Source organism: Pseudomonas sp. Ma2-10, assembly GCF_054330215.1.
Map to the genome: position 1 here is coordinate 23,004 of NZ_JBTEYL010000029.1, position 26,458 is coordinate 49,461.

Below are 26,458 nucleotides of genomic sequence, written 5' to 3' on the forward strand. Positions count from 1 at the left end.
GTACGTTCCGGATGAGTACAGATTACGCAGATCAAGGTCAGCGGCGGTCAGCGGAGCGTAAGGCTTGGGTAAAGACGATTTCTCGTCGGCCTGACAAAACTTACAGGCTGTAGTAATAACCGCGGCTGCGCAGGGCCACGATCCGTGGGCGACCGTCGGGGTGCGGGCCAATCTTTTTGCGCAGGTTGCTGACGTGCATGTCCAGGCTGCGGTCGTACAACGTCAGTTTGCGGCCGAGGGCGATTTGCGCCAGTTCCTGCTTGTCCAGCGGCTCGCCGGGTTGCTTGAGCAGGGCTTCGAGCAAACGGCTTTCGGAGACGGTGAGAGTGAATTCCTGTTCATCGATGCTGACCACGCCGCGCACCGGACTGAAACACAAGTCGCCGAGTTCGAGCTGACTGGAGACCGCTGTCGGATGACTGCGGCGCAACACGGCGCGCAGGCGCGCTGTCAGCTCCCTCGGATCGCACGGTTTTGCCAGGTAGTCGTCGGCGCCGAGTTCCAGGCCGAGGATGCGATCCAGCGGCTCGCCGCGGGCAGAGAGCATCAGCACCGGCAAGTCCGGGTGATCGCCGCGCAATTGCTTGAGCAGTTCCAGGCCGCTGCCGTCAGGCAGCATCACGTCCAGTACCACGGCTGCCGGCGACGTTTCGGCCAATGCGCGGCGGGCGCTCTGACCATCGTGGCAGGCGCGGACCTGGAAGCCTTCCTGGCTCAACCAACTGCTCAGGAGCTCACACAGCTCCTGGTCATCATCAATTAATAACAGCTCGCTCATGACTCACTCAATTTAGCCATTGCCTACGTTTTCTGGTGGCACCACTGGCGAAGATACCGCAGAGCAGCGCCAATAGCGCTACGGCGGCGCCAATGACGAACCACTGCTGCTGATCGGTCAATAGACGCTGCAGCGGGCTGCTGGCCTGGGCTTCCTTGAGCAGCAGCTTGAGGCGCTGATTCTCTTGGCTCAACCGGCTCAGCTGGGCGCTTTCGCGTTCGGCATCGGTATTTTGCAGTTGTTTGCTCAGTACTTCTCGTTGCTGTTCGCTTACCTTCAAGCGCTGTTGCAACTCGGTGATCTGGCTGCCGGCGCTCAGGGACAGCGGTGTGGAATTACCGCCCTCGGCGCTTTCTTCACCGTGAGCCGGGGCCACGATCGACAACGTCACCAACATCAGACACAACGGACCTTTGCGCATCGCCACTCCTGATTTCAATACGAGTATTGGGCAGGTTGTCGGCCGGTAAACGAGAATAATGAGCGTTGAGCGCGCGATGAACCGATAAGGTTCATCGCGCTGGAGGGATACTACGGCAGGACTTGCTTGAACGGTTTGACCGAAACGTTGTCGTAGACGCCTGCGGCGATATACGGATCAGCGTCGGCCCACGCCTGGGCGGCGCCCAGGGAATCGAATTCGGCGACGATCAGGCTGCCGGTGAAACCCGCAGCGCCCGGATCATTGCTGTCGACCGCCGGGTGTGGACCGGCCAACACGATGCGACCTTCACCTTTGAGCACTTGCAGGCGCTGAAGGTGTGCAGGCCGTGCGGCCAGGCGGGCTTCCAGGGAGTTGGCGACGTCTGTGGCAATGATTGCGTAAAGCATGTCAGTCCTCGGTTTTTGGCGTTGTGGTATCGGCGTCGTGCAGGTGGCGGGACAGGTAAATGCCCTGGCCGACCAGGAACAGCAGCGTCATGCCCAGGCTGCCGAAGACTTTGAAGTCAACCCAGTAGTCCTGAAAGGTGAACGCGACGAACAGGTTGGTGGCACCGCAAAACAGGAAAAAACCGATCCAGGCGATGTTCAGGCGGGTCCAGACCGGCTCCGGCAGAGTCAGCGCGTGGCCCATGATGCGTTTGATCAGCAGTTGCTCACCGACAAAGTGGCTGCCAATGAACGCCAGGGCGAACAGCCAGTTCACCACCGGGGCTTTCCATTTCAGGAAGGTTTCGCTGTGGAACGCCAGGGTCAGGCTGCCGAAGACCAGGCAGGCGATGAGGGTCAGCCACTGGCTCTTCTCCAGCTTGCGTTGCTTGATGAACAGCGTGCCGTAAACCACCAGGGAGCTGATGATCAGCATGGCGGTGGCGCTGTAAATACCGCCTACAGTCAACTCATGACCGGCGATGTCGACGACCCGGGGATCGAGTTTAAAGACGATGAAGAACAGCAGGAGCGGGATGAAATCGATGAATTGTTTCACAGTGGCAGCCAGAAGCAGGATGTGGCGGCATAATAACAAACATATGGGCGCGCGATAGCGTCAGCTGAATTGAGGTAAAAAAGTCCTGTGAATGTTGATTTGCACTGCCATAGCACGGCCTCCGACGGCGCTCTCGCGCCTGCAGTACTGGTTGCGCGTGCGTTCGAGAAAGGCGTGCGAGTCCTGGCCTTGACCGATCACGACACCCTCGAGGGCCTCGACGAAGCTCGCACTGCGGCCACCGCGCTGGGGATGCAATTGGTCAATGGCGTCGAATTGTCCTGCACCTGGGGCGGCGCGACCATTCACGTTTTGGGCTACGGATTTGATGTCAATGCCACGCCGTTGGTCGAGGCCATCGCAAAATTGCACGATGGCCGCTGGTTACGGTCCGAAGAAATAAGCCGAAAACTGGCATTGAAAGGCATGCCGGGCGCGCTCGAAGGGGCTCGGGCCATCCAGCAGGAACTGGGCGACAGCGGCAATGCGCCGGCCCGCCCACATTTCGCTGACTGGATGGTGCGTGAAGGTTTCGTCAAGGATCGCGCCGAAGCGTTCCGCAAATGGCTGGGCGCCGGCAAGCTGGGGGACGTCAAGCAACACTGGCCGACCCTGGAAGACACGGTCGAAACCCTGCGCGCGGCCAAGGCTTGGGTCAGTCTGGCGCATCCATGGCACTACGATTTCACTCGCAGCAAACGTCGCCGGCTGATTGCCGACTATATTCAAGCAGGGGGCCACGCGATCGAAGTGGTCAATGGCCATCAGCCCGCCGAGCAAGTGGGCAGCCTGGCGATTCTCGCCCGTGAATTCGGTCTGCTGGTCAGCGCCGGCAGTGATTTTCATGGCCCTGGAGGCTGGTCCGAGATCGGTGAGTACCGCCCGCTCCCGGAGGATCTGCCACCACTGTGGTGTCGATTCAAACATGACCCAATTATTGCCGCCGTCTGAACAGGTAGAGAATGTGAGTCAATTTTTCCAGATTCATCCGGAAAACCCGCAAGCGCGCCTGATCAAACAGGCTGTTGAGATCATCCGCAGCGGCGGGGTGGTGATTTACCCCACAGACTCGTCCTACGCCATTGGTTGCCAAATCGGCGACAAGAATGCCGTGGAGCGCGTGCGCCGGTTGAGACAGCTGGACGAAAAGCATAACTTCGCGCTGATTTGCAGCGACCTGTCGCAATTGGGGCTGTTTGCCAAGATCGATACCGGCACCTTCCGCCTGCTTAAAGCTCACCTTCCGGGACCTTACACCTTCATTCTCAACGCCACCCGCGAAGTCCCGCGGCTGTTGTTGCATCCCAAAAAACGTACCATCGGCCTGCGCGTACCGAGCCATCCGATTGCCCTGGCACTTCTGGAGGAACTCGGCGAACCGCTGATGAGCGTGACGCTGATCATGCCCGGCGACACCGACCCGATGACCGATCCTTACGAAATGCGTCAGTTGCTTGAGCATCAGGTCGAGCTGATCATCGACGGCGGTTTTGGGGGGATCAAGGCGTCCACCGTGATCAACCTCGCCGACGGCGAGCCGCAAGTGATCCGTGTTGGTTGTGGCGACCCGACGCCGTTCATGGCCGAGGCGTAGATGTCGGCAGTAGAACCCGTTGTCGACAGTCAGGCCGGAGCCCAGCAAGAGTTGCCCTTCGCGATGGTCTATGGCCAGGCGGTCATGGAAATGCCGCAGGACCTGTACATTCCGCCGGATGCGCTTGAGGTCTTTCTCGAAGCCTTCGAAGGTCCCCTCGACCTGCTGCTGTACCTGATCCGCAAGCAAAACATCAACATCCTCGACATCCCGGTGGCGGAAATCACCCGTCAGTACATGGGCTATGTCGAGTTGATGCAATCGGTGCGTCTGGAACTGGCCGCCGAGTACCTGGTCATGGCCGCGATGCTGGCCGAGATCAAATCGCGGATGTTGCTGCCGCGTGCCGAAACGATCGAAGCCGAAGAAGATGACCCCCGCGCTGAACTGATCCGCCGCTTGCAAGAGTACGAACGCTTCAAGGCTGCAGCCGAAGGTATCGATGGCCTGAGCCGTGTGGGGCGTGACGTGGTAGTCCCTAAGCTCGACGCCCCGCAAGCCCGGGCACGCAAGCTGTTGCCAGACGTGCGTCTTTCAGAGCTGCTGTTGTCCATGGCCGAGGTCCTGCGCCGTGGCGACATGTTCGAAAGTCACCAGGTCAGCCGCGAGGCGCTGTCCACCCGCGAACGCATGAGCGATGTGCTGGAGCGCCTCAAGGGCGGCGGCTTTGTGCCCTTTGCCGAGCTGTTCACCGCTGAAGAGGGACGTCTGGGGGTGGTGGTAACCTTTATGGCGATTCTCGAACTGGTCAAGGAATCCTTGGTCGAGCTGGTGCAAAATGAGCCGTTCGCAGCGATCCACGTGCGGGCCCGAGCCGAATAACGAGTTAAATCATGAACCTGACTGAACCCCGCGAGCTGGCGCCATTGCTTGAAGCCTTTCTGTTGGCCTCGGGGAAGCCGCAATCGCTTGAACGCCTGTTCGAACTCTTCGAGGAGGGCGAGCGTCCGGAGCCGCCAGTCTTCAAGAAAGCCCTGACCATTCTCGCCAAATCCTGCGACGGCCGAGCCTTTGAGCTAAAGGAAGTGGCCTCTGGGTATCGCTTGCAGATCCGCGAAAAGTTTTCGCCGTGGGTCGGGCGTTTATGGGAAGAGCGGCCGCAGCGCTATTCCCGCGCCATGCTCGAAACCATTGCGCTGATTGCCTATCGCCAGCCGATCACCCGGGGCGAAATCGAAGACGTGCGGGGCGTGGCAGTCAACAGTCACATCGTCAAAACGTTGCTGGAGCGCGAGTGGATCCGCATCGTCGGTTACCGCGACGTACCGGGTAAACCGGCGATGTTTGCGACCACCAAGGCGTTTCTCGATCACTTCAACCTGAAAAACCTCGACGATTTGCCACCGCTGGCCGAATTGCGCGAGCTTGAGCCTGATCCGGTGCTCGATTTCGACGACGCGCCGGTGCCTGCCGGACTGCAGGCGTTGGCCGATGCCAGCGCCGAGCCGGAAGAGCCGAAGGAGGAAACCAGTTTCCACACGCTGTTGCTGGAACTGGACACCATGGAGGAGGGGCTCAAGACCGACTTCGACGATCTGTTACGCGATGCAGCGGCGACGGAGACCAAAGAGATTCTGGATCAGCCCGAGCCCGAAGCCACAGTCGAAGAAGATCAGGAAGATGATGTGCTTGGCATTGGTGAAGCTCGAGAGAAACTCCTGGCCGCCGTTGCCGCCCTTGAACAACACAGGCCCGAGCCCGAGTTGACCGACGAAGAAGCCGAAGCCCGGGCCCTCGCCGAAGCAATCGAGGCCGAACGCCGCGAATTTGAAGACGACTGATGATCGTTCCCACGCAGAGCGTGGTAACGATCTCGGCGCCACCGGTCGGCGGAAATCCAGGTAAGTTGCCATTGATCAGCTAGTCTCTGATGCGCGAACGCTCCCATGAGCGTATGATTCGCGACCCTTCGGCGATCCCTTCGCCAAGTACCCCGTTTTACAGACCACACCGGGAGGTGCCCAGATGAGTATCAACGACCAGAAAGACGACCAGGAAATCGGCCCAGCAGGCGAGAAACTGCAGAAAGTCCTCGCCCGTATCGGCGTCGGCTCGCGCCGTGACGTAGAAGCCTGGATCAGCCACGGCCGCATCAAGGTCAATGGCAAAGACGCCACCCTTGGGCTGCGCGTCGACATGCACGACGCCATCACCATTGATGGCAAGGTGATCAAGCGCGAAGAAGCCGCCGAGTCGGTACGCCGCGTGATCATGTACAACAAGCCTGACGGCGAAATCTGCACCCGCCTTGATCCGGAAGGCCGTCCGACCGTTTTCGACAAGATGCCGCGCCCGAAAGAAGGTCGCTGGATCAACATCGGTCGTCTGGACATCAACACCACCGGCCTGCTGATGTTCACCACCGATGGTGAGCTGGCCAACCGCCTGATGCACCCATCCTACGAAATGGACCGTGAATACGCGGTACGTGTGCGTGGCGAAGTCGATGACGAGATGATCGAGCGCCTGAAAGCAGGCGTCGTCCTCGAAGACGGCCCGGCCAAGTTCACCGACATCAAGCAGGCGCCAGGTGGCGAAGGTTTCAACCACTGGTACCACTGCGTGGTGATGGAAGGTCGCAACCGCGAAGTTCGTCGTCTGTGGGAATCCCAGGGCCTGGTGGTCAGCCGTCTGAAGCGTGTGCGCTTTGGCCCGGTGTTCCTCAACTCCGACCTGCCGATGGGTCGCTGGCGCGAAATGAGCCAGTACGAAGTCGACATTCTGAGTGCTGAAGTGGGCCTGACGCCTGTGGCCATGCCGCAGATGAACGCCAAGAGCAAAGACAAGCTCGATCGCATGCAGCGTAAATCGTCGCGTCCAATGGGCAAGACCGACCGCGTGCGTTCGTTGCGTCCAGCCATCGGTAACCAGACTGCTGCTACACCGCGTGACTCCCGTGAGCCGCAGATCGAAGGCGAACGTCCGTCCCGCAAACCAGCTGCACCCCGTGCAGACGGCGAGCGCGGCCCACGCACGCCGCGTCCGGCCAATGGCCGCACCGAGCGCGGCGAAGGCCGTGGTGCACCAAGCGGTGGACGCAGTGATCGCGGTGCTCCAGCCGGTCGCGGTACGCCAGTGGCAGACCGTCCGGCCGATACTAAGCGTCCGGCCAAGGCACCGGCGAAAAAGCGTCCAGGCATCGTTCTGGTCGACAAGGATGCGCCTTCGGGCAAGCGTCGTGGTGCGCCCGCCGGTTCGGGCCAGCGTCCAGGCTTCGGTCGTCGCAAGCCTGAGTAATCGGTAAGCGCCACATGAAAAACGCCAACCTTCGGGTTGGCGTTTTTTTTCGTCTGGCTGATCAGAAGACAAACCGCCCATCAAACACAGGCTCATCATCCAGCGCCAACACGCCGCCGCAGAAGATCAGGTCCAGATGATGGCTACCCTTCGCGCCACCACCCAATCCCAGATGCAGCCCGCAATGGCGCTCCTCAAACCCGGCATTGCGCGCATACAACGCTTTAACGCCTTCGTTGGTGCCGATTCCCAGCTCCTCGATGCGCCGATTGGATGGATTGGCTTCCAAGTACTTGTTGAAGTCATGCTCCAGCCCCGGCACATCGGTGGCGATCTTGCTGATGGTCGAGTTCTCGATCCACAACTCTAGCGGTGACTCCAGCACCCCGTATTTGCGGGCAAATGGAATCGTGCTGAGAAACGTCCCGATAAACTTGACCCGGCCGTTAATGGCGTCGCTGTGCGTGGCAATTTCACCTGGCGCCAAATCGAAGTTGCCGACGCCGTTGATGTCGGTCCACTTTTTGATACTGCTCAACGGTGTCTCGAACCACGAGCCGTGATCATCTTTGAAACTTAACGTGGTGGCATGGGACATGCGCTGGATCAAGTGGCTGTTCAACCCGGCAATGCGCTGCGGGGTGACACTGAACGTGTCGTAGAAGTAATCGCCGTAATCCTTGAAGAGCAGCGACTTCTTCCAATTCTCGGCCATGACGCCTTGCAGCGCGCGGACAAATTCCGGGCCGTCGGGGCGTGGGTTGGGCAGGGTAGAAGAGTCGTAGAAGAAAATGTACAGATCGCTGTCGGCAATCGCTTGGGCCAGCACATCCGTAGGTTCCAGATCCAGTCTCATCGCGCTGAAACTGAATCGTGGGCTGTCACCGACCTGTTCGGCGATGGCGCCCGTCAGTGCCTGGTAATCAGCCGTGTGGCCGAGCAAGACCTTCGCCGGATTGATGGCGGCGAGGGCCGGGTGATGTTCGAGGTAGTAAAGGAAATGCGAAATGGCGCGTTGCTTATCCATGTAGTCCTCCCTGACAAACCGAGAAAAAGTGGCAGGCACAACCGGCCGGATCGTGCCTGCCGGGATGACTTACAGAGGCCACATTGCCGTGCCGAACGGAACAACCGCGTCGGCTTGCATCATTTCAACGGCGGCTTCGTGGGTCGGCGCTTCAAACCAATCGTCCAGTTGCAGTTCAGTTTCCAAGTCTTTTTCAAGTGCTTGCATTGTGAATCTCCTAGATGACTTTTTCGGTAAGTGCTGCGGCGCGTTTTCAGTCATTGAATAACCCGCCCACTTGCTGATTGATGCGTCCTGGCAAGTTGCTGAGAACCTAGTTCAGAGGTTTTCAAACTGCAAAAAAATAATCAAATAATATTTATTTGAACTTTTTATTCTGTTTTTTGATGGGTGATTTTTTAATAAAAAACAAAAAACTAACTCGACCTTCTTCTAAGGAAACGTTCAACCGTCAATTTGCAGTCAGCCTACAGTCAGATCTGATTTGGCAAATTTACGTTACGGCATGTAAAGAAATACTGACGAAATCAAGCCTCAAAGCCCTTGGTAAGACGCTTGCGCAAGGGGTGTAAGGAAAACCTTCCGACTGACAGCCAATTGATCCTTGCGCAGGGCTCTGGCCCGCTTGTTTCAGGCGCGGTTGAAGAGTGAGATGCGCCCCAAGCCTGTCGTGCAGGTGCAAAACAAGAAGGAGGCGCAATGTACGCCGTGACTCATCTCCATCTCTCCCCATGGAGCGATTTCCCCGTCGCTTCCGTCGATGACCCGCAAAGGTTTGACTCTATTTTTGCAGTCGCCCGAGACCCTCGAGGCGGACACAGGCAATCCCGGCAAATGACACGCTGATCCAGCGGTGTCTGGCAGCAGGGGGTTACAGGTGTACAATGCGCCGCGTTTTAACTGTGACCTCCTGCGCATCGGCGCAAACCTCAAGGCTATCCGCCTTGTTCACTCCGCTGCGCCACAAGCGTGTCGGGTTCGATTTCGTCACAGATAAAAACAAACAGGTGACGCATGACCGTTGTAAAAAAGCTGAACGCCTTTTGCCTTCGCTGGGGTTTGATCGGCGCTGCTTGACATCGCAACCGAGCAGCAACGTCTAACGAACATCATCAAACCTTGCGTGAGACCCTTTTCATGAGTGGACAAAACTCGCATTCAGGCGAGCTGAAACGCGGCCTGAAAAATCGCCATATTCAACTGATCGCCCTCGGTGGCGCGATCGGTACGGGGCTGTTCCTCGGCTCGGCCGGCGTCCTGAAATCCGCCGGCCCGTCGATGATCCTCGGCTACGCCGTCTGCGGCTTCATTGCTTTCATGATCATGCGCCAGCTTGGCGAAATGATTGTCGAAGAGCCGGTGGCCGGTTCCTTCAGCCACTTCGCCCATAAGTACTGGGGCGGTTTCGCCGGCTTTCTGTCGGGCTGGAACTGCTGGATTCTGTACATTCTGGTGGGCATGTCGGAGCTGACCGCGGTCGGCAAATACATCCACTACTGGGCGCCACACATCCCGACCTGGGTCTCGGCAGCCGGCTTCTTCGTCTTGATCAACTTGATCAACCTGGCCAACGTCAAAGTCTTTGGTGAGGCCGAGTTCTGGTTTGCGATCATCAAGGTCGTGGCCATCGTCGGCATGATTGCGTTGGGCAGCTACCTGCTGGTCAGCGGCGACGGCGGCCCGCAAGCGTCGGTGACCAACCTGTGGGCCCACGGCGGCTTCTTCCCGAACGGCGTCAGCGGTCTGGTGATGGCCATGGCGATCATCATGTTCTCCTTCGGCGGCCTGGAAATGCTCGGTTTCACCGCAGCTGAAGCCGACAAACCGAGAACCGTCATCCCGAAAGCCATCAACCAGGTGATCTACCGGATTCTGATTTTTTACATCGGTGCGCTGGTTATCCTGCTTTCGCTGACGCCATGGGACAGCCTGTTGGCGACCCTGAACGCGTCGGGTGATTCCTACAGCGGCAGCCCGTTCGTTCAAGTGTTCTCGATGCTCGGCAGTGACACCGCTGCGCACATCCTCAACTTCGTGGTCCTGACTGCGGCGCTGTCGGTGTACAACAGCGGCACCTACTGCAACAGCCGCATGCTGCTGGGCATGGCCGAACAGGGCGATGCGCCGAAAGCCTTGTCGAAGATCGACAAGCGCGGCGTGCCAGTGCGTTCGATCCTTGCTTCGGCGGCGGTAACATTGATTGCCGTATTGCTGAATTACCTGATCCCGCAAAATGCGCTGGAACTGTTGATGTCGCTGGTGGTTGCCACCCTGGTGATCAACTGGGCGATGATCAGCTTCTCGCACTTCAAGTTCCGCCAGCACATGAACAAGACCAAGCAGACGCCGCTGTTCAAGGCCCTGTGGTACCCGTACGGGAACTACGTCTGCCTGGCGTTCGTGGTGTTCATTCTGGGCGTCATGCTGCTGATTCCGGGGATTCAGATCTCGGTGTACGCGATTCCGGTGTGGGTCGCGTTCATGTGGATGTGCTATGGCATCAAGAACAAGCGTCGTGATCGGCACGCGTTGCAGGCGGCAAACGCGAAGTAAGCGAAGCACGCAGAAACAACAAACCCGGCCATGTGCCGGGTTTGTCATCTATAGCCTCCCACAGTTGATCTTCTGCGCGTCGTAAATCTCATTCGCGGTATTCTAGCGGCTCTGAACCGGGACGCTTTTCCATGCTGGTGATATCCAACAACGTGCATCTGCCGGATGCCGAGATCGAATTGACCGCCATCCGTGCCCAGGGCGCCGGTGGGCAGAACGTCAACAAGGTCTCCAGCGCGGTGCACCTGCGTTTCGACATTCCGGCCTCGTCCTTGCCCCAGTTCTACAAGGAACGGCTGCTGGCGCTGCGAGACAGTCGTATCACCAGCGAAGGCGTGTTGATCCTCAAGGCCCAGCAATACCGCACACAGGAAGCCAATCGCGCGGATGCGCTGGAGCGGCTGACCGAGTTGATCCTCAGTGCCACCAAGGTCGAAAAGAAACGTCGTCCGACCAAACCGACCCTCGGTTCAAAGAAGCGTCGGCTCGAATCCAAGACCAAACGCGGCAGCATCAAGGCCGGGCGTGGCAAGGTCGATTTTTAGCGGGCTTGGCGTTCTTCCCGGTACTTTTCATTGAGATGCTTCGGCGCCTGCCGGTACAAGTAAACACTCAGTGCCAGACCGCTCAGGGCGGCGAGTGCAGCGAACAGGAAAATCGAGGCAAAGCCAAAACCTGCCGCAATCGCACCGGCCAGGGGCCCGGTAATCCCCAGCGACAAATCGATGAACAGCGAATAAGCCCCGACTGCCGCGCCACGACTTGAGGCCGGCACCAGGTTGACCGCTTCCACCCCCAGCGCGGGGAACACCAGCGAGAAACCGAATCCGCTTAGCGCCGCACCGGCCAATGCCCAATGAGCGTCCGGCGCCAGCCATAGCAGCAACAGCCCCAGTGTTTCCACCGACAGGCAGGCAATCGCCACGCGAAAGCCGCCGAGGCGGTTGATCAGATTGCCGAACAGCAGCCGCGCACCGATGAAACTGGCACCGAACACACTCAAGCACAGCACCGCGTTGTCCCAATGCTGCGTGGCGTAATACAACGTGATGAACGTCGCGATAGTGCCAAAGCCGATGGAGCCCAGGGCCAGACCGCAACCATGTGGCAGCACCCGACCGAGCACATGCATGAACGGTAAACGCTCACCGACCACAATCGGCGCGGCGGTTTTCGGCCAGGCCAGCACCAGGCCGAGGACGGCCAGCAGCACGATGCTCACGCCCATGCTCCACAAGCCAAGCTGATTGACCAGTAACACGCCCAGCGGTGCGCCGACGGCCAGTGCGCCATAACTGGCGATGCCGTTCCAGGAGATGACCTTGGCGGTATTCGCCGCGCCGACCCGGCCGATGCCCCAGCCGATCGAACCAGAGCCCACCAGACTTTCCGCGCTGCCGAGTACCAGACGGCCGATCAACAGGCTGATCAAGCTCAAGGTCGGCAGGCTCTGGGTCCAGGCCGAAATCAGCATGAACACGCCGCTCAAACCGCAGCCGGCGAGGCCGTACATCACAGCGAGTTTGCTGCCCTTGTTGTCGATGATTCTCCCGGCATACGGACGGCTGAGCAGGGTGGCCAGGTATTGCACGCTGATCACCAGCCCGGCGATTACGGCGCCGAAGCCCAGATCGCTGTGGACGTAGCCCGGCAACACGGCCAGGGGAATGCCGATATTCAGATAGCCGATGAAAGTGAACAGGACGATGGAAACGACTTGCAGCGTGACCGCCAGGGGGCGCTGGTTTTCAGGCATGGGTAAAGATCCACGGGGAAGCAGGATAGATAGGCTGCTTATGATAGCGGCGCGAGCGGCGACGGGTCGTGGAAAAAGTAAAACTATTTGCCGGGCGGGGATGAATCAGGGTTTGGCGGGAGCGACCAGGTGCGTCGTGACCAGGGCGGCCAGGGCGTTTTCTTCGGTACCGAAACGGGCGAGCAGCGCGGCTTGTTTCTCGGGGGGCAGGCGATTCCAGATATCGATCATCTTCTCGGTGGTGCCGATCAGAACGCTGGCTTGCTGAGCTTCGTCAAAAGTAGGGCTGAAGTCGTCGGTCATGGTGGGGCTCAAGGGTTCAGGCGGTGTGGAAAGCGCATGTTAGCGCTTTCCACACGGTCTGGCATTGCAGGGTGACTCAGTCTTCGCTGTCGGCCTTGCGGCTTTCAGTGGCTTCTTTCGGTTCGGGCTGTTGGGTACCGGCTTGTTGCGTGGGCGTCTGCTCAGTTTCGTGCAGGCTTGGGAAGGGGAGATTAGGGATCTCGTGCATATCGCGCTCCTCGCAAAGTCTGTTGATAGATCTGGTAGATCCGCGCTTTTATAAAGCTTGGGGAGGATACAGCAGAAAAAATGACAAATAGACTTTTATATCCAACTGTTGCGACGGAAGGGGTTGTCTAGACAGGTCCGCCGGAGAGGCACCCTCAAATAATCTGGGAGCGAGCGTGCTCGCTCCCAGAGGGGGCTGGCGGTGCTTGATGGTTATTTGCAGACTTCAGCGATGGCTTGCGCCAGCAGGTCCAGACGCGTTGCATCAATCCCGGCCACGTTGGCCCGGCCTGAGTTGACCATGTACACGCTGTGATGATCGCGCAGTTGTTTGACCTGGTCCGGCGTCAAACCGGTGTAGGAAAACATTCCGCGCTGCACGCCGATGTGCGCAAAGCGCTCGCGCAAACCATGAGGTTCAAGCGCTTCAACCAAACCGCTACGCAGTTGGGCGATACGCAAGCGCATGGCTTGCACTTCGTCGGCCCAGAGGCTTTTGAGCTCGGGATCACCGAGGATGGTCGCTACCACGGCCGCGCCGTGATCCGGCGGTGTCGACCACAGGTTGCGGGCGATGTTGGCCAGTTGGCTGCGGATATCCACTAACTTGTCAGCGGTTTTCGCGCAGACAATCAGCGCACCGGTGCGGTCGCGGTACAGGCCGAAGTTCTTTGAGCAGGAACTGGTGATCAGCACTTCCGGCAACGCGGCAGCGAATAGCCGAGTTGACCAGGCGTCCTGTTCCAGACCATCGCCGAAGCCTTGGTAGGCGAAGTCGATCAGTGGCACCAAATCGCGACTGCGCACCACGTCCAGCACCCGGCGCCAATCGTCGTGGGACAGATCGAAACCGGTCGGGTTATGGCAGCAGGCGTGCAGCAGCACCACATCGCCCTTCGGCGCTTCGTTGAGTACTGCGAGCATCGCTTCGACGTCGAGGCGGTTATCGCTGCCAACATAGGGGTAATGACTGACCTTGACTCCGGCTGCCGCGAAGATGGTTTCGTGAATCGGCCAGGTCGGGTTGCTCAGCCACACGCCCCGCCCTGGCAGGCACTGGGCGATAAAATCGGCACTTAAACGCAGCGCGCCGGTGCCGCCCGGCGTTTGCGTCGCGCCGGTCCGTTGTTCGGCAATCAGCGGGGAATCGGCACCCAGCACCAATTCGACGATGGCCTTGCCGAACGCCGGTTCACCGTGGCCACCGATGTAGGTCTTGGTGGTCTGGCGATCCACCAGACGTTGCTCGGCGAGCTTCACGGACTGGGGAATCGGTGTCAGGCCCTGGGCATCTTTATAGACGCCCACGCCGAGGTCGAATTTGCGCGGGTTGGGGTCCTGCGCATAGGCCTCCATCAGGCCGAGAATCGGGTCGCCGGGTACTCGACCTATGGCGTCGAAATGCATTATTTGCGGCCCTCGGCGTCCTTGGCCACTTCGTCAGTGCGCGCGGCCATGATGAAATCGTTGCGATGCAGACCTTTGATGGAGTGGCTCCACCACGTCACGGTGACTTTGCCCCACTCGGTCAGCAGGCCCGGGTGGTGACCTTCAGCCTCGGAGATTTCACCGACGGCGTTGGTGAACGCCAACGCGTGCTTGAAGTTCTTGAACAGGAAAATTTTTTCCAGCTGCATCACGCTGTCGCGCACTTCAATGTTCCAGTCCGGGATCTGTTTGATCAGTACCGGCAGTTCTTCATCGCTGACTTGAGGCGCGCCGGCTTGGCAGGCTTCGCAGTGGGCTTGGTTCAATGTGGACATGATGGGTTCCTGAAATCGAATTATTGGAAATCGGCCGTCAGTGTCACCACGCTAAAGCAAAGCGGTGGTTCCTGACAGACTCACTTGATTCTAAAAGCCGTGGATCACGCGGCTTTCGGCGGAAATTTTGGGGTGTGCAAGCCTAGCTGCATGCCTCGCTTGACCATGCCCATGATGTCTTCGTGGGCCAAGTCGAACAGGCGCTTGAGGTTCGGCAAAACAAAGTACAGCGGTTGCAGGATGTCGATGCGGTACGGCGTGCGCATGCATTCCAGTGGATCGAAGGCCTGATGTTCCGGTTCGTCCGACAAGCAGTAAACGGTCTCTTTAGGCGAGGAGAGAATGCCGCCGCCGTAGATGCGCTGGCCTTCTGGCGTATCGACCAGGCCAAATTCGATGGTCATCCAGTACAACCGCGCCAGGTACACGCGTTCTTCCTTGGACGCCTGCAGGCCAAGTTTGCCGTAGGTGTGGGTGAATTCGGCGAACCAAGGGTTGGTCAGCAGCGGACAGTGGCCAAAGATCTCGTGGAAAATGTCCGGCTCTTGCAGGTAATCCAGCTCTTCGCGGGTACGAATAAACGTCGCCACCGGGAACTGCTTGTTGGCGAGCAATTCGAAAAAGGTCTGGAAGGGGATCAGTGCGGGTACCCGGGCGACCTGCCACCCGGTGGTTTCACCGAGGACCTTGTTGATCTCACCGAGTTGCGGAATGCGGTCGTGGGGCAGGCCGAGTTTTTCGATACCGTCCAGGTATTCCTGGCACGCACGACCCTCGATCACTTTCAGTTGGCGAGTAATCAGCGTGTTCCACACCGCGTGTTCTTCGGCGGGGTAGTCGATAAAACCTTGCGCATCGGGCTCGCGAGCCACGTATTGCGTCTGCTTCATGCTGCTCTCCTGCTAGGGGATTTCGTTCTTGTTATGTCCTGCTATGGACCTAGAAATACCTCAAGAAATACGGCGTTGCAGCACGTGGGTTGCGCCGTGCGTAGGAAAACTCTTCGGTTTTCGTAAAGTTTTCGTTACGTCTTAATCGTTGTGGCGTAGTGATTGGGATTTTCGGGGTTGAAATGGCTGGCAGGTGTCACATAATCTTGACGACAAAGTTGGCGCCTGCGCAGAAAATTCCTGGCTCGGGCCTTCGATCTCTCCTGTTTCGGGCCTTCATATGCGTATCAAAGTTCACTGCCAGAACCGCATCGGTATCCTGCGCGACATTCTTAATTTGCTGGTGGAGTACGGGATCAACGTCGCACGCGGCGAGGTCGGCGGTGAGCAGGGCAATGCGATCTACCTGCATTGCCCGAACCTGATCAACATTCAGTTTCAAGCGTTGCGTCCCAAGTTCGAGTCGATTGCCGGGGTTTTTGGCGTCAAGCGCGTAGGGCTGATGCCCAGCGAACGTCGGCACATGGAGCTCAATGCGTTGCTCGGTGCATTGGAATTTCCGGTGCTGTCGATCGACATGGGCGGCTCGATCGTCGCGGCCAATCGCGCGGCGGCGCAGTTGCTCGGGGTGCGGGTGGATGAGGTGCCGGGGATTGCGCTGTCGCGTTACGCCGAGGATTTCGACTTGCCAGAACTGGTGCGCGCCAACAAGTCGCGGATCAACGGGTTGCGGGTGAAGGTGAAGGGCGACGTATTTCTCGCCGACATCGCGCCACTGCAATCGGAGCATGACGACAGCGAAGCCATGGCCGGCGCGGTTCTCACGCTACACCGCGCCGACCGGGTCGGTGAGCGCATCTATAACGTGCGCAAGCAGGAACTGCGTGGTTTCGACAGCATTTTCCAAAGTTCCAGGGTGATGGCGGCAGTAGTGCGCGAAGCTCGACGCATGGCGCCGCTGGATGCGCCGCTATTAATAGAAGGTGAAACCGGTACAGGTAAAGAGTTGTTGGCGCGAGCCTGCCACCTGGCGAGTCCGCGGGGGCAGTCACCGTTGATGGCGCTCAACTGCGCCGGCCTGCCGGAATCCATGGCTGAGACGGAGCTGTTCGGCTACGGCCCCGGCGCTTTCGAAGGGGCGAGGGCCGAAGGCAAGCTCGGTCTGCTGGAGTTGACGGCGGGCGGTACGCTGTTTCTCGATGGCGTCGGGGAAATGAGTCCGCGTTTGCAGGTGAAATTGCTGCGTTTCCTGCAGGACGGTTGCTTCCGTCGTGTGGGCAGTGATGAAGAGGTTTACCTGGATGTACGAGTGATCTGCGCGACGCAGGTCGACCTGTCCGAGTTGTGCGCGCGGGGGGAGTTTCGCCAGGATTTGTATCACCGCTTGAACGTGCTTTCCCTGCACATCCCGCCACTGCGCGAATGCCTCGATGGTTTGGCACCGCTGGTGGAACACTTCCTTGATCAGGCCAGTCGGCAGATTGGTTGCCCGCTGCCGAAGCTGGCGCCCGCCGCGATGGAGCGGCTCAGTCACTACCATTGGCCGGGCAATGTCCGGCAACTGGAAAATGTGTTGTTTCAGGCGGTTTCCTTGTGCGAAGGCGGAACCGTCAAGGCCGAACATATTCGCCTGCCGGACTATGGCGTGCGCCAGCCACTGGGCGATTTCTCGCTCGAGGGTGGCTTGGACGAGATTGTTGGGCGCTTCGAGAAGGCGGTGCTGGAGCGTTTGTATTCCGAACATCCGAGCAGTCGGCAGTTGGGCAAGCGGCTGGGGGTTTCGCATACCACCATTGCCAACAAACTGCGCGAGTACGAGGTCGGTAAAGACAACACCTGAATCTGTTGATCGTTCCCATGCTCCGCGTGAGCATGCAGTCTGGGACGCTCAGCGTCCCAGCCGTTAGCAAGCTAGATAACCTCATCTTCTGGCGGATCTTGAGGTGTTGGCCGATTGATAACCGGGCGGCCGAGCGCACGGCCCCGGCCGCCTCTTTCAGGTCTCCGTCAGTCGGGCATCCACCCCTGAACCCAGCGTGCCGCATAGGCATCGTCGAAGACCCAGTTGTTCACCACCTGCTCACGCAGTCGGGCGGCTTGCTGTCGTGAGGCGTGCCGATCGGCCAGGTGACCACTGATCGCCTCCAGCCACTGTTCTCGGCTGTTAGCTACACGCGTGATGGCAAGATCGCCCGGGTAATCGGCGGTATCGCTGCCGATCACACTGTAGCCGCAAGCGCCATACTGCAGATGATGAAGCGGGCTTGCGCTTTCGTCGGTCTGGCCGAAGCCCTGTGGTGCGAGGGCAATATCCAGGTTGAGGCTGGTCATGACATCGGGATTGTCGTGAACGTAGTCATGAACCTCGCTGGCGAGCGGCCGCAGATACGTTGGCACATCGCCCCAGAGTACCCACTCCACTTGACCGGCCAGCGCTTGCATCAGCTCGATGATCAAAGGCTGAACGAAGGGCTGCGCCGGGTCGATGGCGCAGCCTATGCGAGGGATGTCAAACGTCTGGCGCACATTGTCGAGGTTGCCCCATCTGCTATCCAGACGTGTTTCGAGGACGCGAATATCCGGGTGCAACCCGGCACAGGCCTCGGCCATCGCAGGCGTCGCTACAATGATGCGGTCGACCAGACTTGCCGCTTGTTGCAGTGAAGTCATCCATCCCGGGATCGCTGGCGTCAGCGCATCCAGCTCAAGAACCTTGAACGCTTTGGAGAGGGTGCTGATGCGCTGCATCTGCTCCAGACGTAGCGGGTCGGCCTGATGCTGGAACACAATGACGTCAGGGTTGTAGCGCGCAAGCGTCGTTGCCGGTAACAGGCTGTTGCTGATGCAGCCTTCGATTTTTCCGCTGTCACGCAAAGCAGTGAGCGGCTCGATAATACGCAGATTGGCAGCTTTTGCCGACTTCGCAGGATGTACCAGCACCACCGGAAGTGGTCGCCAGGACAGCGGTCGCCAGGTCAGCTCGTTGATGGCTTCCAGCTCGAAGCCGGCGCCGCGCAACGACAGGTTGCTGTTGTAGGCGGGATCATTGGCCAAGACGCTCAGCCATTTGCTCAAGGCTTGCTCTTCTTCTATGGCGAAGCGTTGCTGGTTGAGTTGGCTCTTGCCGACGCTTGACCAGGTCGCTTCACCCTCATGCAAGAGCACAGCATGAGGTGTCCAGACATTCAGATAGCCAAGGTTCACCACCCTCAGGCACAGGTCCAGATCGTTGCAGGTGACTTGGAACAGCGCGTCATCCATACCGCTGGCTTCCAGGTAGATCTTCGTGCGGATCATCAGACAGGTGGCACTGACCGCGCTGGTGTTTTGGTCGACCAGCAGGCGCTGCATGTAGCCGCCGCCGTTGGCAGCCTGACCGGTGAATGGGCTGCCGGCAGGGCCGCGCAGGCCGGTGATCAGGCCTGCATGCTGGATGGTGCCTGCCGGAGTAATCAGCTTGGCGCCGACGATACCCACTTCGGGGCGCAAGGCGTGGTTGAGCAGTTCGTCCAACCAATCTTCGCGGATGATTGCCGTATCGTTGTTCAACAACACCAGGTACTCGCCGCGCGCCTGGCTGGCCGCCATATTGTTCATGGCGCTGTAGTTGAACGGATGGGGGAAGCGGATGACTCGGACCCTGTCACCACCAATCGAATCCATCTCGCTCAGCCAGGTGAGTGCCTCTTCAGTCTCGCTGCAATTGTCGATCAGGATAATCTCAAAGTGTGGATAGCGTGTCATCGACAACAGACTTTCCACGCAGCGCTGTAGCAGCGGTAACTGGTCCCGGGTAGGAATCAGAATCGACACCAAGGGCTGTTGATCATGGCCGTACTTGATGTGGTAATGCCTGGTCGGTTCCTGCAGGACCCTGGCGTTCGTGTAGCCGCGATTGCTCAGGTGCCGTTGCAGGGCATGGAGCTCGTCCGGGTTATCGGCAAGGTTGGGTGTGTTGCTTGCTACCAGCGGCTCGCTCAGGTGGGCAATTCCGTTCATGCTACCGGCTTCGATCAGTCGCAGGATCAGGTCCAGTTCAAGCGCCGCGGGCACCTGTGGGTCGTAACCGCCGATCTGCAGCGCCAGCTCGCGACGGATCAGCCAATGGTTGGCCATGGCCAATGGCAGGCTCAAGAGGTAGTCGAGGTTAATGCAAGGCCGGAACACAGCTTGAGGGCCATTCTCTGAGCGATACATGCCATCGCAATAGATCATCCGGCAGCCGTTGGCACCAGGCAGTTCCAGATCGAGCATCAAAGTGCCGGCGGGCAGGACCTCGTCGCCAGCCGTCAGCAGCATGATCCAGTCGCTGTCGTCTGCCTGCAGAATTTCGTTCAGCTCGATAGCGCCTGGTTTAGCGCAGGTCAGCCAGCGCAGGCTGCCGGGCAGGTTGGCAGGCCCTGGCGCGGTGCTCAGGACTATCATGCGCAACCTGATCGAGGAGTGGGATTGCCACAGTGCAAGACTTTCCAGGGTATCGCTCAAGGCGATGGAATCGCCCAAGGGATCGAGTACCAGCAACGTCAGGCTGGTTTCTCCGCTGAGCTGATGGCGACGCTGATCGACCAGCTGCTGCTGGATCGGCGTCAGCACGCGGTTGCGCAGCCAGTCCTTGATGGAGGGTACATGGATGTCAAGAGCATGTTCGGTGGCGGCCTGCTGAGTGATATCAATGAAACGCTCCAGCTGGGGCCAGAAGGCCTTTTCAAGTTCCAGCCAGCGCCTGCGAGCCTGCATCACTGTTGAGCGGGCGCGCTCCAGTCCGCCTGGTTCTTCATAGAGTGCCGAGCCCGCTTCACCGAACTGCTCGATGAACGGCAGGGTCTTGACGTGACCGCCGGGCATATAGATAACCGGGCAGCCACAGAGCATGGCTTCGGTGCAGGTCGCTGAGATTTCGTAAGTGTAAAGTGTTGAAGCCGTTCGAAAAATCTGCGCCAGCTCGGCAAGGGTTTTCGGGTTGGCCATGCTCAGGACTTCGATATCGTCCGGCAGTATCGAGTAGTCGACTTTAGACTTTTCGAAACGGTGCAAATACAGGTAGTTGCCACTACGCTGCACTGGCTCGGTTGGCGGCGAGAACAACTCCGAGTCGATGACTGGCAACAGGAGCAGGTTGCTGCTATTGCTGTCGCCGCCAAAATCCTGGGTGTAATAGAAGAACAGGTCTGATTTCTGCACGGTGATCGCGTGGCCGGTGAGGAAGCCTTCGCGGTTCAGAAGGTAACGAGCCACGATCGGTGCGCCAATCGGGTTGCCGTCCATCACCTCGGGATAGACTGCAATCGGCGCCAAGCCGATCGACCGATGGTGCCGTCGCAGTTCCTCGGTCAGGATCGGCGTGCGCAGTTTCTGGTTGACCTGGCATGGGGTGAGATAGGCCTCGTAGCCGGACAGGTTCAGGACGTGGCACAGGTAGTGCAGTACGCACACGCCCGAAGAGGTCTCCCGATAGTCGGGAGCAAAGATGTAATAAGGGTGGCGTGGTTTGCCATGCAGGGATGGGGTGGTCATACGGTTGCCTTGGGACTGGAGGGCTGCTCACAAATGACGAAGACACTGGCGCACAGGTCTGGATAGACCATGCCCAGCGCATGGCAGGCATCCATGAAACGGTCATCGATCAGTTGGGTTTCCAGGGCCTTGTCCAGCTGGAAGTTGGCCAGTGGTTTGAAGAACACCCCGCCACGGTGGCTAACTTGCCAACCGGCGCTGCGTACTTCGTGGTCGAGGGTGTCGAGGGTGTAGGTTGCCCGGTGGCCATGCAGGCGCTCGCCTTCGGTCACGGCACTGTTGTATTCGATCAAGCCCATTTTGACTGCGATCTGGCGCGAGGGTGCATTGGCATTCGGTACGGCGATGAACAAACGACCGCCGGGGGCGAGCCAGTTGTGCACGCGCTTGAGCACCGCCTGGCGGTCGTCGAGGTGCTCCAGGGTGTGGATCAGGAAGATGTTATCGAAGCGCGGTACCAGCTCGGCTTCTTCAAAGGTACTGCAGACGAACCTGATGCCTGAACCGACCTTTTTCCGGGTGACGTCGATCAGGTCGCTGGCCGCTTCGATTACTGTCAGGTCGGCAAAGCGTTCGGCGAACAGCGTCGTAAAAGCACCTTCGAAGCAGCCCATTTCCAGGGTGGGACCCTCCGCCAGCCAAGGGCCGAAGCTGTCCAGCATGTAGCGTCGCAGGCGCGCATCGAAATCGTAGAAGTAGCTGCGGTGAGCGTTATCCTGAAACTCTTTGTTGTAATCGCGTACGGACATGGTGTTATTCCTGGCTTTTCCTGTAGAAACGATGTTCTTCAGGCTGGTACCACTCATGAAGGGTCGAGGGAGTACGGGCATACCACCCCAGCAGTTGTTGCATGGTCGGTGTTTGCGAGCGGCAGAAGTCTTCACCGAGAGCTCGGCAATAATCGAACTGCGGTTTGAAATGGCTGCGCGTGAAGGTCAACGTCAGGCAGCGTCGTGGCTGGTCGGTACGATTGACGCCGGCGGCATGCCAGATGCGTGAGTCGAACAAGTAGATCGAACCGGCGCTGCCCAGGGCCTTGCGGGCCTGAGACTCGAATACTTGACGGTCGGGTTTTTGAGGTGCGGTGTGTGAGCCCGACAGAAACAGGGTCGCGCCGTTGTCGACGGTGAAGTCGTCGAGCAGCACCAGCGCCTGGGCCATCTGCATGGACTCGGCTGACCAGGAACGCACGTCCCGGTGCACATTACGCACGTAGGCGTCGGTGCTGTTCAGGTTGTTCAGACCGCCAAACGAATTGAGGACTGCTACACCGTCGAGCATGTGCTGCAGGATGTCGACGATCCCCCATCCGGCGAATCGATCGAGCAATTCAACGAAACTGGAGTCCTGCGTAAGTATATGGTGCGCGGTCTGTTCGGTTCTCTGAGTAATACCGTTCTCCACTTGTACCCGACGGCAACGATCTATGGCACAACCCAGGTCTTCAAGCAGTTGACCGAGCAGCGGATCCGTAATCAGGGAGGGCAGACAGACGTAGCCGTTCGCTTGCAGCTCATGCAAGACCTGATTCATAGGTTGTCTCCCCGCGCGGCTTGCCAGGTGCGGTACTCTTCGGCGCTTACGCCAAGCATGATGCGGTCCCAGCGCTGGCCCTTGCGGTAGTACCACTGGCGCTGAACGCCCTCGATGACCCAAGGGGTCTTGCGGGTGTATGTCGCCAAGGACACTGCGTTGTACTCAATGATGGTGGTCGAGAGACGGCTCAGGCCCAGTTCGTCGAAGGCATAGCCCATCACCGTGGCAATCACGTCGGTGCCATGGCCTTGGCCGCGCAGGGTGGGGTCGCCGATCATCATGCCGTGTTCGGCGGTGCGGTTTTTCCAGTCGATGCCGATCAGGTTCGCCGTGCCGATCAGGCCATGGCCCTGGACCTCGATACCGAAGCGCTGGTTGAACGGGTCGTTCTTGAGGCCCAGTAGCCATTCCCGTTGCGCTTCCCGTGAGGTAGGGAAATGCCAGCCGCCCAGCAGGCTCCAGAGAGCTTCGTCGTTGGACCATTGATGCAGCAGCGGCATGTCCTCAAGCTCCAGTGCCCTGAGCAAGACGCGTTGACCTAGAATGCTCATGATTTCCCCGTGTTCTGAAGGATGGCGTCGGCAAGACGATTCATGTCATCGACGTTGTATCGCTGGTCGATCGGCAGCGGCAGCAAGCACTGTGCCCAGTCCCTTTCGATGGGCGGCGATGTTGGGCTACTTAGCACTTCGCGCCAGTAGCTGGGCACATAGATGTGTTGGTCCAGCAGTTGAGTGCGTAACCGGGTCGCTGTCTCGGCGGACTTGACCAGCAGCGGGTAACACAATGCGGCAACAGGTTGTGCGGGCCAGGCAGCGAAGCGGTTGCGGTGGTCCAGGCGTTGGCGCAGTTGCGCCAGGTTGTCCATCCTCCGCCTGGCTATTTCGTGGTAATCGATGCTGTCGAGCAGGCGGGCGGTACTGGCGGCCATGGCCTTGATGCCGTCGTTCTTCAGCGCCTGCTCCAATGCCTGGAACGCCGCATAGTGATGCTGGGGGGGGTCTTCAAGGCGCCCCAGCAGCGCGCCGAAACGCGCCTGGGAGCGGCTGCTCCCAGCTTGCGGCAGATCAGCAGGAGCATTGGCCAGCCAGCCACCATCGGCAACGCCGACGAACTTGCGTGGTGAATAAAGTGTTGCAATCCCCGACTGCGGCTGAGAAAACAGCGCTTGGGAATTGTCGACGATCAGTTGCTTGCCGTAGCGGGCAGCGAGCACTTCGCTGATGTAGTCGGCCTTGAGTCCGAAGTAATTGACGAACAGCAGAGCCTCATCGGCTTCCAGGGCTGGGAAGTCCGGCAGTTCGAGCTGTTCGGACAGTCCATATCGCAACACCTTGATGCCGGATCCTTGAAGCACGTCATGCATGACATCGCAGATGTAGACAGGCAGATGAACCCGGCGCAGGTTGCGCGCCAACACCAGAGCCTTGAAGGCTGAGCGGGCCGAGTTGAAGGCAACGGCCTGCGGGTAAGGATGTTGCCCTTTGCGCAGCTCCAGTTCGAAATAACCGCCGATGGCTTCAGGCACGGACAATCTCTCCATGTTTTGCCCAAGCCCCCACGGTCTGCGCGTCGTTGTACATCAAAGCGTCGAGAATCGACAGGCCGGGCACGAAGGGTTGTTCACTCGATCCCTGTCGGTAGTCGGGTAAGTTGGCCTTGAGCAACTCAAGGGTGAAACCGGCCTGTTGGAATGCTTCGGACTGGTAGAGATGACCGCCATTGAAGGGGTTGAGGTAGTGGGTGCCAGCGATGGCCTGAACCACTTCGAGTACCCGGTCCTGGGCTTTGCTGTCAGCGGAAATCGGCAGATCGCTGGAACGGATGATCGGCGTTTGCAGCCCGATCAGGCAGCAGCATGCCCGTAGTATCCGCTCGTTGAGTTCGGCAATGCTCTTAGCAGGCTCGACCAGCAGCGCTTCCAGCCATGCCAGCATGCGCGGAGCGTGGGGCGCGTGGCGATAGGCGAAGCTCAGCTTGTTGAGGATATCGCCAGGGGCGAATGTCTCGGCAATACGCTTTTCCATGATCTGCTGAGTGTGACTGCCTTTGGTCAGCGGCACCCGAAACCACTTCGGCTCCTGTCCCAGCAGATAGCGGTTGCGTTCGATCCAGCCGCCCTTGATGAACTGCACATTGTCATAAATGACAAAAAAGTCGACTGCGGCGATCAACTGGAAATAACCCAGATAGGGCAGGAAGTAAGGTTGCATGAGTGCAATCCGGTATTGCTGGTCAGCTGCCGGGGAGCTGACATTCGAGGTGCGGGCCAGGCTCATGCCGCCCGGGCCTTGAGCAGCACCTCGATGATCTGCGCCTGGGTCTTCGCATCTAGATCCGGATAGATCGGCAGGCACAGTATCTGGCGGGACACTTCGTAGGCATTACCCAGCTGAGAGAGATCCGAACTGGGAAGGCCGCGGTACATCGGAAATTCGCATATCAGCGGGTAGAAGTACCGGCGCACGTGTATGTTTTCTGCACGGTAGCGGTCGTACAGCTCGTCCCGGCTCACCCCAAAGCGCTCACCATCGACCAGGATCGGACAATAGGCATAGTTCCAGTCCAGCCCCTGCGGTTGCTCCAGGAGGCTGATACCCTCTATGCCTTCCAGAGCGCTCCGATAATACTCAAACACCTTTTGTCGACGTCTGAGGGCCTCGTCAATGTGGCGCAACTGCAGTACGCCGAATGCTGCCTGCAGCTCGTTCATCTTCCCGTTGATACCGGGAGCCATGACCGTGACTTCATCGGCAAAACCGAAATTCTTCAAGTAATCGATGCGCCGTTTGATCTTTTCATCAGGGCAGATGATGGCGCCGCCTTCGAAGGTATTGAATACCTTGGTGGCGTGGAAGCTGAGAATCGATAGGTCGCCGTTGTTGAGAATGCTCTCGCCGTTGTGTCGGACACCGAAGGCATGTGCTGCGTCATAGATAACTTTAAGTCCATAGGTGTCGGCGACGGCCTGGATGCCCTCGACATTACAGGGAATGCCGTAGCAATGAACTGGAAGGATCGCCGTAGTAGCCGGGGTGATGGCTTCGGCGATACGTCGTGGATCGAGGTTCTTGGTGACCGGATCGATGTCCACGAACACAGGCTTGAGATTGTTCCACAGCAGCGAGTGAGAGGTGGCCACGAATGAGTAGGGTGTAGTGATGACTTCGCCAGTAATGCGCAGCGCCTGGAGGGCTGTCACCAATGCCAGGGTGCCGTTGGAAAACAGCGAAATATGCTGGACGCCGAGGTATTCAGCCAGCTCCTGTTCCAGTTGTTCGTGGAAGGGGCCCCCATTGGTCAGGCGCTTACTGTCCCAGATCCGCTGTAGGTAAGGCGTAAACTCTTCCAGAGGAGGTAGTAGCGGGCTGGTAACGGTAATGGGATTAGCCATGGGTACGCTGCTCGGGGTGACTGAAAAATGGCACACGGCTCGGGAGTACCTGTGACGTGGCGTTGCATCGCGGTCAATATCGGCGGCTGCAGCGCCATGAAACCGACAGCTGGCTCTTGATGTGTGGGTACTCCAGCAAAAAATCGGCCAACTCCCTCCGTGCCGATAAGTTGGTGTTGTATTTGTGTGCGGTACTCCTTGGCGAACAATGTTTGCGCGTTAGTGGCTGGGTAGTCGAAACGCGCGTGACGAAGAAAGCATCCTTGGTCTGCAACGGGTACCACCAGTTGTAGTCACAGTCGTCCAGTCATCGACATTCCGGCCGCGCGAGGTGATTGAGGTGTGAACAAGCGCCCCCCCCCCCCCCTCTCTCTCGGTTCTTACCTGGCGCTGGTGATGCAGAGCGTGGGAGCGATCAAAGGCCGCTCCTTGCCACTTACCGGCATAACACCGCCGGTTTTTCGTCTTCGACACAAT

General features: G+C 58.9%; 27 protein-coding genes. 8 read left to right on the forward strand and 19 right to left on the reverse strand.

What is annotated here, in order from left to right:
- Positions 1–100: 100 nt before the first annotated feature.
- The 4 genes from ACXPVS_RS24255 to ACXPVS_RS24270 form a co-directional block, all read right to left on the reverse strand.
- Entirely contained in the window at positions 101–778 is a 678-nt protein-coding gene (locus tag ACXPVS_RS24255; protein WP_458512160.1) for a response regulator transcription factor, read from the reverse strand.
- Between the two features lie 7 nt (positions 779–785).
- Positions 786–1,199, reverse strand: coding sequence for a translation initiation factor 2 (locus tag ACXPVS_RS24260; protein ID WP_458512161.1), 414 nt, complete (start codon positions 1,197–1,199; stop codon positions 786–788).
- A 110-nt stretch (positions 1,200–1,309) separates the two neighbouring features.
- Positions 1,310–1,609, reverse strand: a complete 300-nt coding sequence (locus tag ACXPVS_RS24265; protein WP_458512162.1) for a YciI family protein — start codon at positions 1,607–1,609, stop codon at positions 1,310–1,312.
- 1 nt (position 1,610) lies between these two features.
- Positions 1,611–2,207, reverse strand: coding sequence for a septation protein A (locus ACXPVS_RS24270; protein ID WP_458512163.1), 597 nt, complete (start codon positions 2,205–2,207; stop codon positions 1,611–1,613).
- A gap of 87 nt (positions 2,208–2,294) precedes the next feature.
- On the opposite strand from ACXPVS_RS24270, the gene ACXPVS_RS24275 reads away from it, so the two are divergent.
- The 5 genes from ACXPVS_RS24275 to rluB all read left to right on the forward strand — a co-directional run bounded on the left by ACXPVS_RS24275 (position 2,295) and on the right by rluB (position 7,038).
- On the forward strand, positions 2,295–3,158 hold the full coding sequence (locus ACXPVS_RS24275) for a PHP domain-containing protein (RefSeq protein ID WP_458512164.1): 864 nt from the start codon (positions 2,295–2,297) through the stop codon (positions 3,156–3,158).
- 13 nt (positions 3,159–3,171) lie between these two features.
- Positions 3,172–3,801, forward strand: a complete 630-nt coding sequence (locus tag ACXPVS_RS24280; protein ID WP_458512165.1) for an L-threonylcarbamoyladenylate synthase — start codon at positions 3,172–3,174, stop codon at positions 3,799–3,801.
- Positions 3,802–4,623: a segregation and condensation protein A gene (locus ACXPVS_RS24285; RefSeq protein WP_458512166.1), complete on the forward strand. Its 822-nt coding sequence runs from the start codon at positions 3,802–3,804 to the stop codon at positions 4,621–4,623.
- Positions 4,624–4,634: 11 nt separating this feature from the next.
- On the forward strand, positions 4,635–5,582 hold the full coding sequence (gene scpB, locus ACXPVS_RS24290) for an SMC-Scp complex subunit ScpB (RefSeq protein WP_458512167.1): 948 nt from the start codon (positions 4,635–4,637) through the stop codon (positions 5,580–5,582).
- A 184-nt stretch (positions 5,583–5,766) separates the two neighbouring features.
- Entirely contained in the window at positions 5,767–7,038 is a 1,272-nt protein-coding gene (rluB, locus tag ACXPVS_RS24295; RefSeq protein ID WP_458512168.1) for a 23S rRNA pseudouridine(2605) synthase RluB, read from the forward strand.
- A 61-nt stretch (positions 7,039–7,099) separates the two neighbouring features.
- On the opposite strand, the gene ACXPVS_RS24300 is transcribed toward rluB, so the two are convergent.
- Both ACXPVS_RS24300 and ACXPVS_RS24305 read right to left on the reverse strand, forming a co-directional pair.
- The gene (locus ACXPVS_RS24300; RefSeq protein WP_458512169.1) at positions 7,100–8,065 is read right to left on the reverse strand and encodes a leucyl aminopeptidase; all 966 of its coding nucleotides are present in this window, start codon (positions 8,063–8,065) and stop codon (positions 7,100–7,102) included.
- 69 nt (positions 8,066–8,134) lie between these two features.
- The gene (locus ACXPVS_RS24305; RefSeq protein ID WP_010461921.1) at positions 8,135–8,272 is read right to left on the reverse strand and encodes a hypothetical protein; all 138 of its coding nucleotides are present in this window, start codon (positions 8,270–8,272) and stop codon (positions 8,135–8,137) included.
- A 930-nt stretch (positions 8,273–9,202) separates the two neighbouring features.
- Between ACXPVS_RS24305 and ACXPVS_RS24310 the strand changes: the two genes are divergently transcribed.
- Together ACXPVS_RS24310 and arfB are read left to right on the forward strand one after the other, a co-directional pair.
- Complete coding sequence (locus ACXPVS_RS24310; RefSeq protein ID WP_458512170.1) at positions 9,203–10,618, forward strand: amino acid permease; 1,416 nt, start codon at positions 9,203–9,205, stop codon at positions 10,616–10,618.
- 131 nt (positions 10,619–10,749) lie between these two features.
- Entirely contained in the window at positions 10,750–11,163 is a 414-nt protein-coding gene (arfB, locus tag ACXPVS_RS24315) for an alternative ribosome rescue aminoacyl-tRNA hydrolase ArfB (RefSeq protein WP_458512171.1), read from the forward strand.
- On the opposite strand, the gene ACXPVS_RS24320 is transcribed toward arfB, so the two are convergent.
- The 6 genes from ACXPVS_RS24320 to phhA all read right to left on the reverse strand — a co-directional run bounded on the left by ACXPVS_RS24320 (position 11,160) and on the right by phhA (position 15,537).
- Positions 11,160–12,374, reverse strand: a complete 1,215-nt coding sequence (locus tag ACXPVS_RS24320; protein WP_458512172.1) for an MFS transporter — start codon at positions 12,372–12,374, stop codon at positions 11,160–11,162. The two genes, arfB and ACXPVS_RS24320, sit on opposite strands and share 4 nt — an antisense overlap.
- 105 nt (positions 12,375–12,479) lie before the next feature.
- Positions 12,480–12,677, reverse strand: coding sequence for a hypothetical protein (locus ACXPVS_RS24325; RefSeq protein ID WP_458512173.1), 198 nt, complete (start codon positions 12,675–12,677; stop codon positions 12,480–12,482).
- Between the two features lie 76 nt (positions 12,678–12,753).
- Positions 12,754–12,885, reverse strand: coding sequence for a hypothetical protein (locus ACXPVS_RS24330; protein ID WP_458512174.1), 132 nt, complete (start codon positions 12,883–12,885; stop codon positions 12,754–12,756).
- Positions 12,886–13,097: 212 nt separating this feature from the next.
- The gene (locus tag ACXPVS_RS24335) at positions 13,098–14,291 is read right to left on the reverse strand and encodes an amino acid aminotransferase (RefSeq protein ID WP_458512175.1); all 1,194 of its coding nucleotides are present in this window, start codon (positions 14,289–14,291) and stop codon (positions 13,098–13,100) included.
- Complete coding sequence (locus tag ACXPVS_RS24340) at positions 14,291–14,647, reverse strand: 4a-hydroxytetrahydrobiopterin dehydratase (RefSeq protein WP_458512176.1); 357 nt, start codon at positions 14,645–14,647, stop codon at positions 14,291–14,293. The genes ACXPVS_RS24335 and ACXPVS_RS24340 overlap by 1 nt, the downstream gene beginning before the upstream one ends.
- Positions 14,648–14,751: 104 nt before the next feature.
- The gene (gene phhA, locus ACXPVS_RS24345; RefSeq protein ID WP_458512177.1) at positions 14,752–15,537 is read right to left on the reverse strand and encodes a phenylalanine 4-monooxygenase; all 786 of its coding nucleotides are present in this window, start codon (positions 15,535–15,537) and stop codon (positions 14,752–14,754) included.
- A gap of 280 nt (positions 15,538–15,817) precedes the next feature.
- Between phhA and ACXPVS_RS24350 the strand changes: the two genes are divergently transcribed.
- A complete protein-coding gene (locus ACXPVS_RS24350) occupies positions 15,818–17,377 on the forward strand; it encodes a sigma-54-dependent transcriptional regulator (RefSeq protein ID WP_458512178.1) in 1,560 nt (519 codons plus the stop codon).
- A 167-nt stretch (positions 17,378–17,544) separates the two neighbouring features.
- Here the strand turns inward: ACXPVS_RS24350 and ACXPVS_RS24355 are convergent, their stop codons facing one another.
- Genes ACXPVS_RS24355 through ACXPVS_RS24385 form a run of 7 tightly spaced genes read right to left on the reverse strand, consistent with a single transcriptional unit; the run spans position 17,545 to position 25,981 of the window.
- Positions 17,545–21,051: a glycosyltransferase family 2 protein gene (locus ACXPVS_RS24355; protein ID WP_458512179.1), complete on the reverse strand. Its 3,507-nt coding sequence runs from the start codon at positions 21,049–21,051 to the stop codon at positions 17,545–17,547.
- Positions 21,048–21,800, reverse strand: coding sequence for a class I SAM-dependent methyltransferase (locus ACXPVS_RS24360; RefSeq protein WP_458512180.1), 753 nt, complete (start codon positions 21,798–21,800; stop codon positions 21,048–21,050). The genes ACXPVS_RS24355 and ACXPVS_RS24360 overlap by 4 nt, the downstream gene beginning before the upstream one ends.
- A 4-nt stretch (positions 21,801–21,804) precedes the next feature.
- Positions 21,805–22,584: a phytanoyl-CoA dioxygenase family protein gene (locus tag ACXPVS_RS24365; protein ID WP_458512181.1), complete on the reverse strand. Its 780-nt coding sequence runs from the start codon at positions 22,582–22,584 to the stop codon at positions 21,805–21,807.
- Positions 22,581–23,138, reverse strand: a complete 558-nt coding sequence (locus tag ACXPVS_RS24370) for a GNAT family N-acetyltransferase (RefSeq protein WP_458512182.1) — start codon at positions 23,136–23,138, stop codon at positions 22,581–22,583. Before ACXPVS_RS24370 ends, ACXPVS_RS24365 begins: the two co-directional genes overlap by 4 nt.
- Positions 23,135–24,115, reverse strand: a complete 981-nt coding sequence (locus ACXPVS_RS24375; RefSeq protein ID WP_458512183.1) for a hypothetical protein — start codon at positions 24,113–24,115, stop codon at positions 23,135–23,137. The genes ACXPVS_RS24370 and ACXPVS_RS24375 overlap by 4 nt, the downstream gene beginning before the upstream one ends.
- Complete coding sequence (locus tag ACXPVS_RS24380) at positions 24,108–24,866, reverse strand: WbqC family protein (RefSeq protein ID WP_458512184.1); 759 nt, start codon at positions 24,864–24,866, stop codon at positions 24,108–24,110. Before ACXPVS_RS24380 ends, ACXPVS_RS24375 begins: the two co-directional genes overlap by 8 nt.
- Positions 24,863–25,981, reverse strand: a complete 1,119-nt coding sequence (locus ACXPVS_RS24385; protein ID WP_458512185.1) for a DegT/DnrJ/EryC1/StrS family aminotransferase — start codon at positions 25,979–25,981, stop codon at positions 24,863–24,865. The genes ACXPVS_RS24380 and ACXPVS_RS24385 overlap by 4 nt, the downstream gene beginning before the upstream one ends.
- Positions 25,982–26,458: the final 477 nt, after the last annotated feature.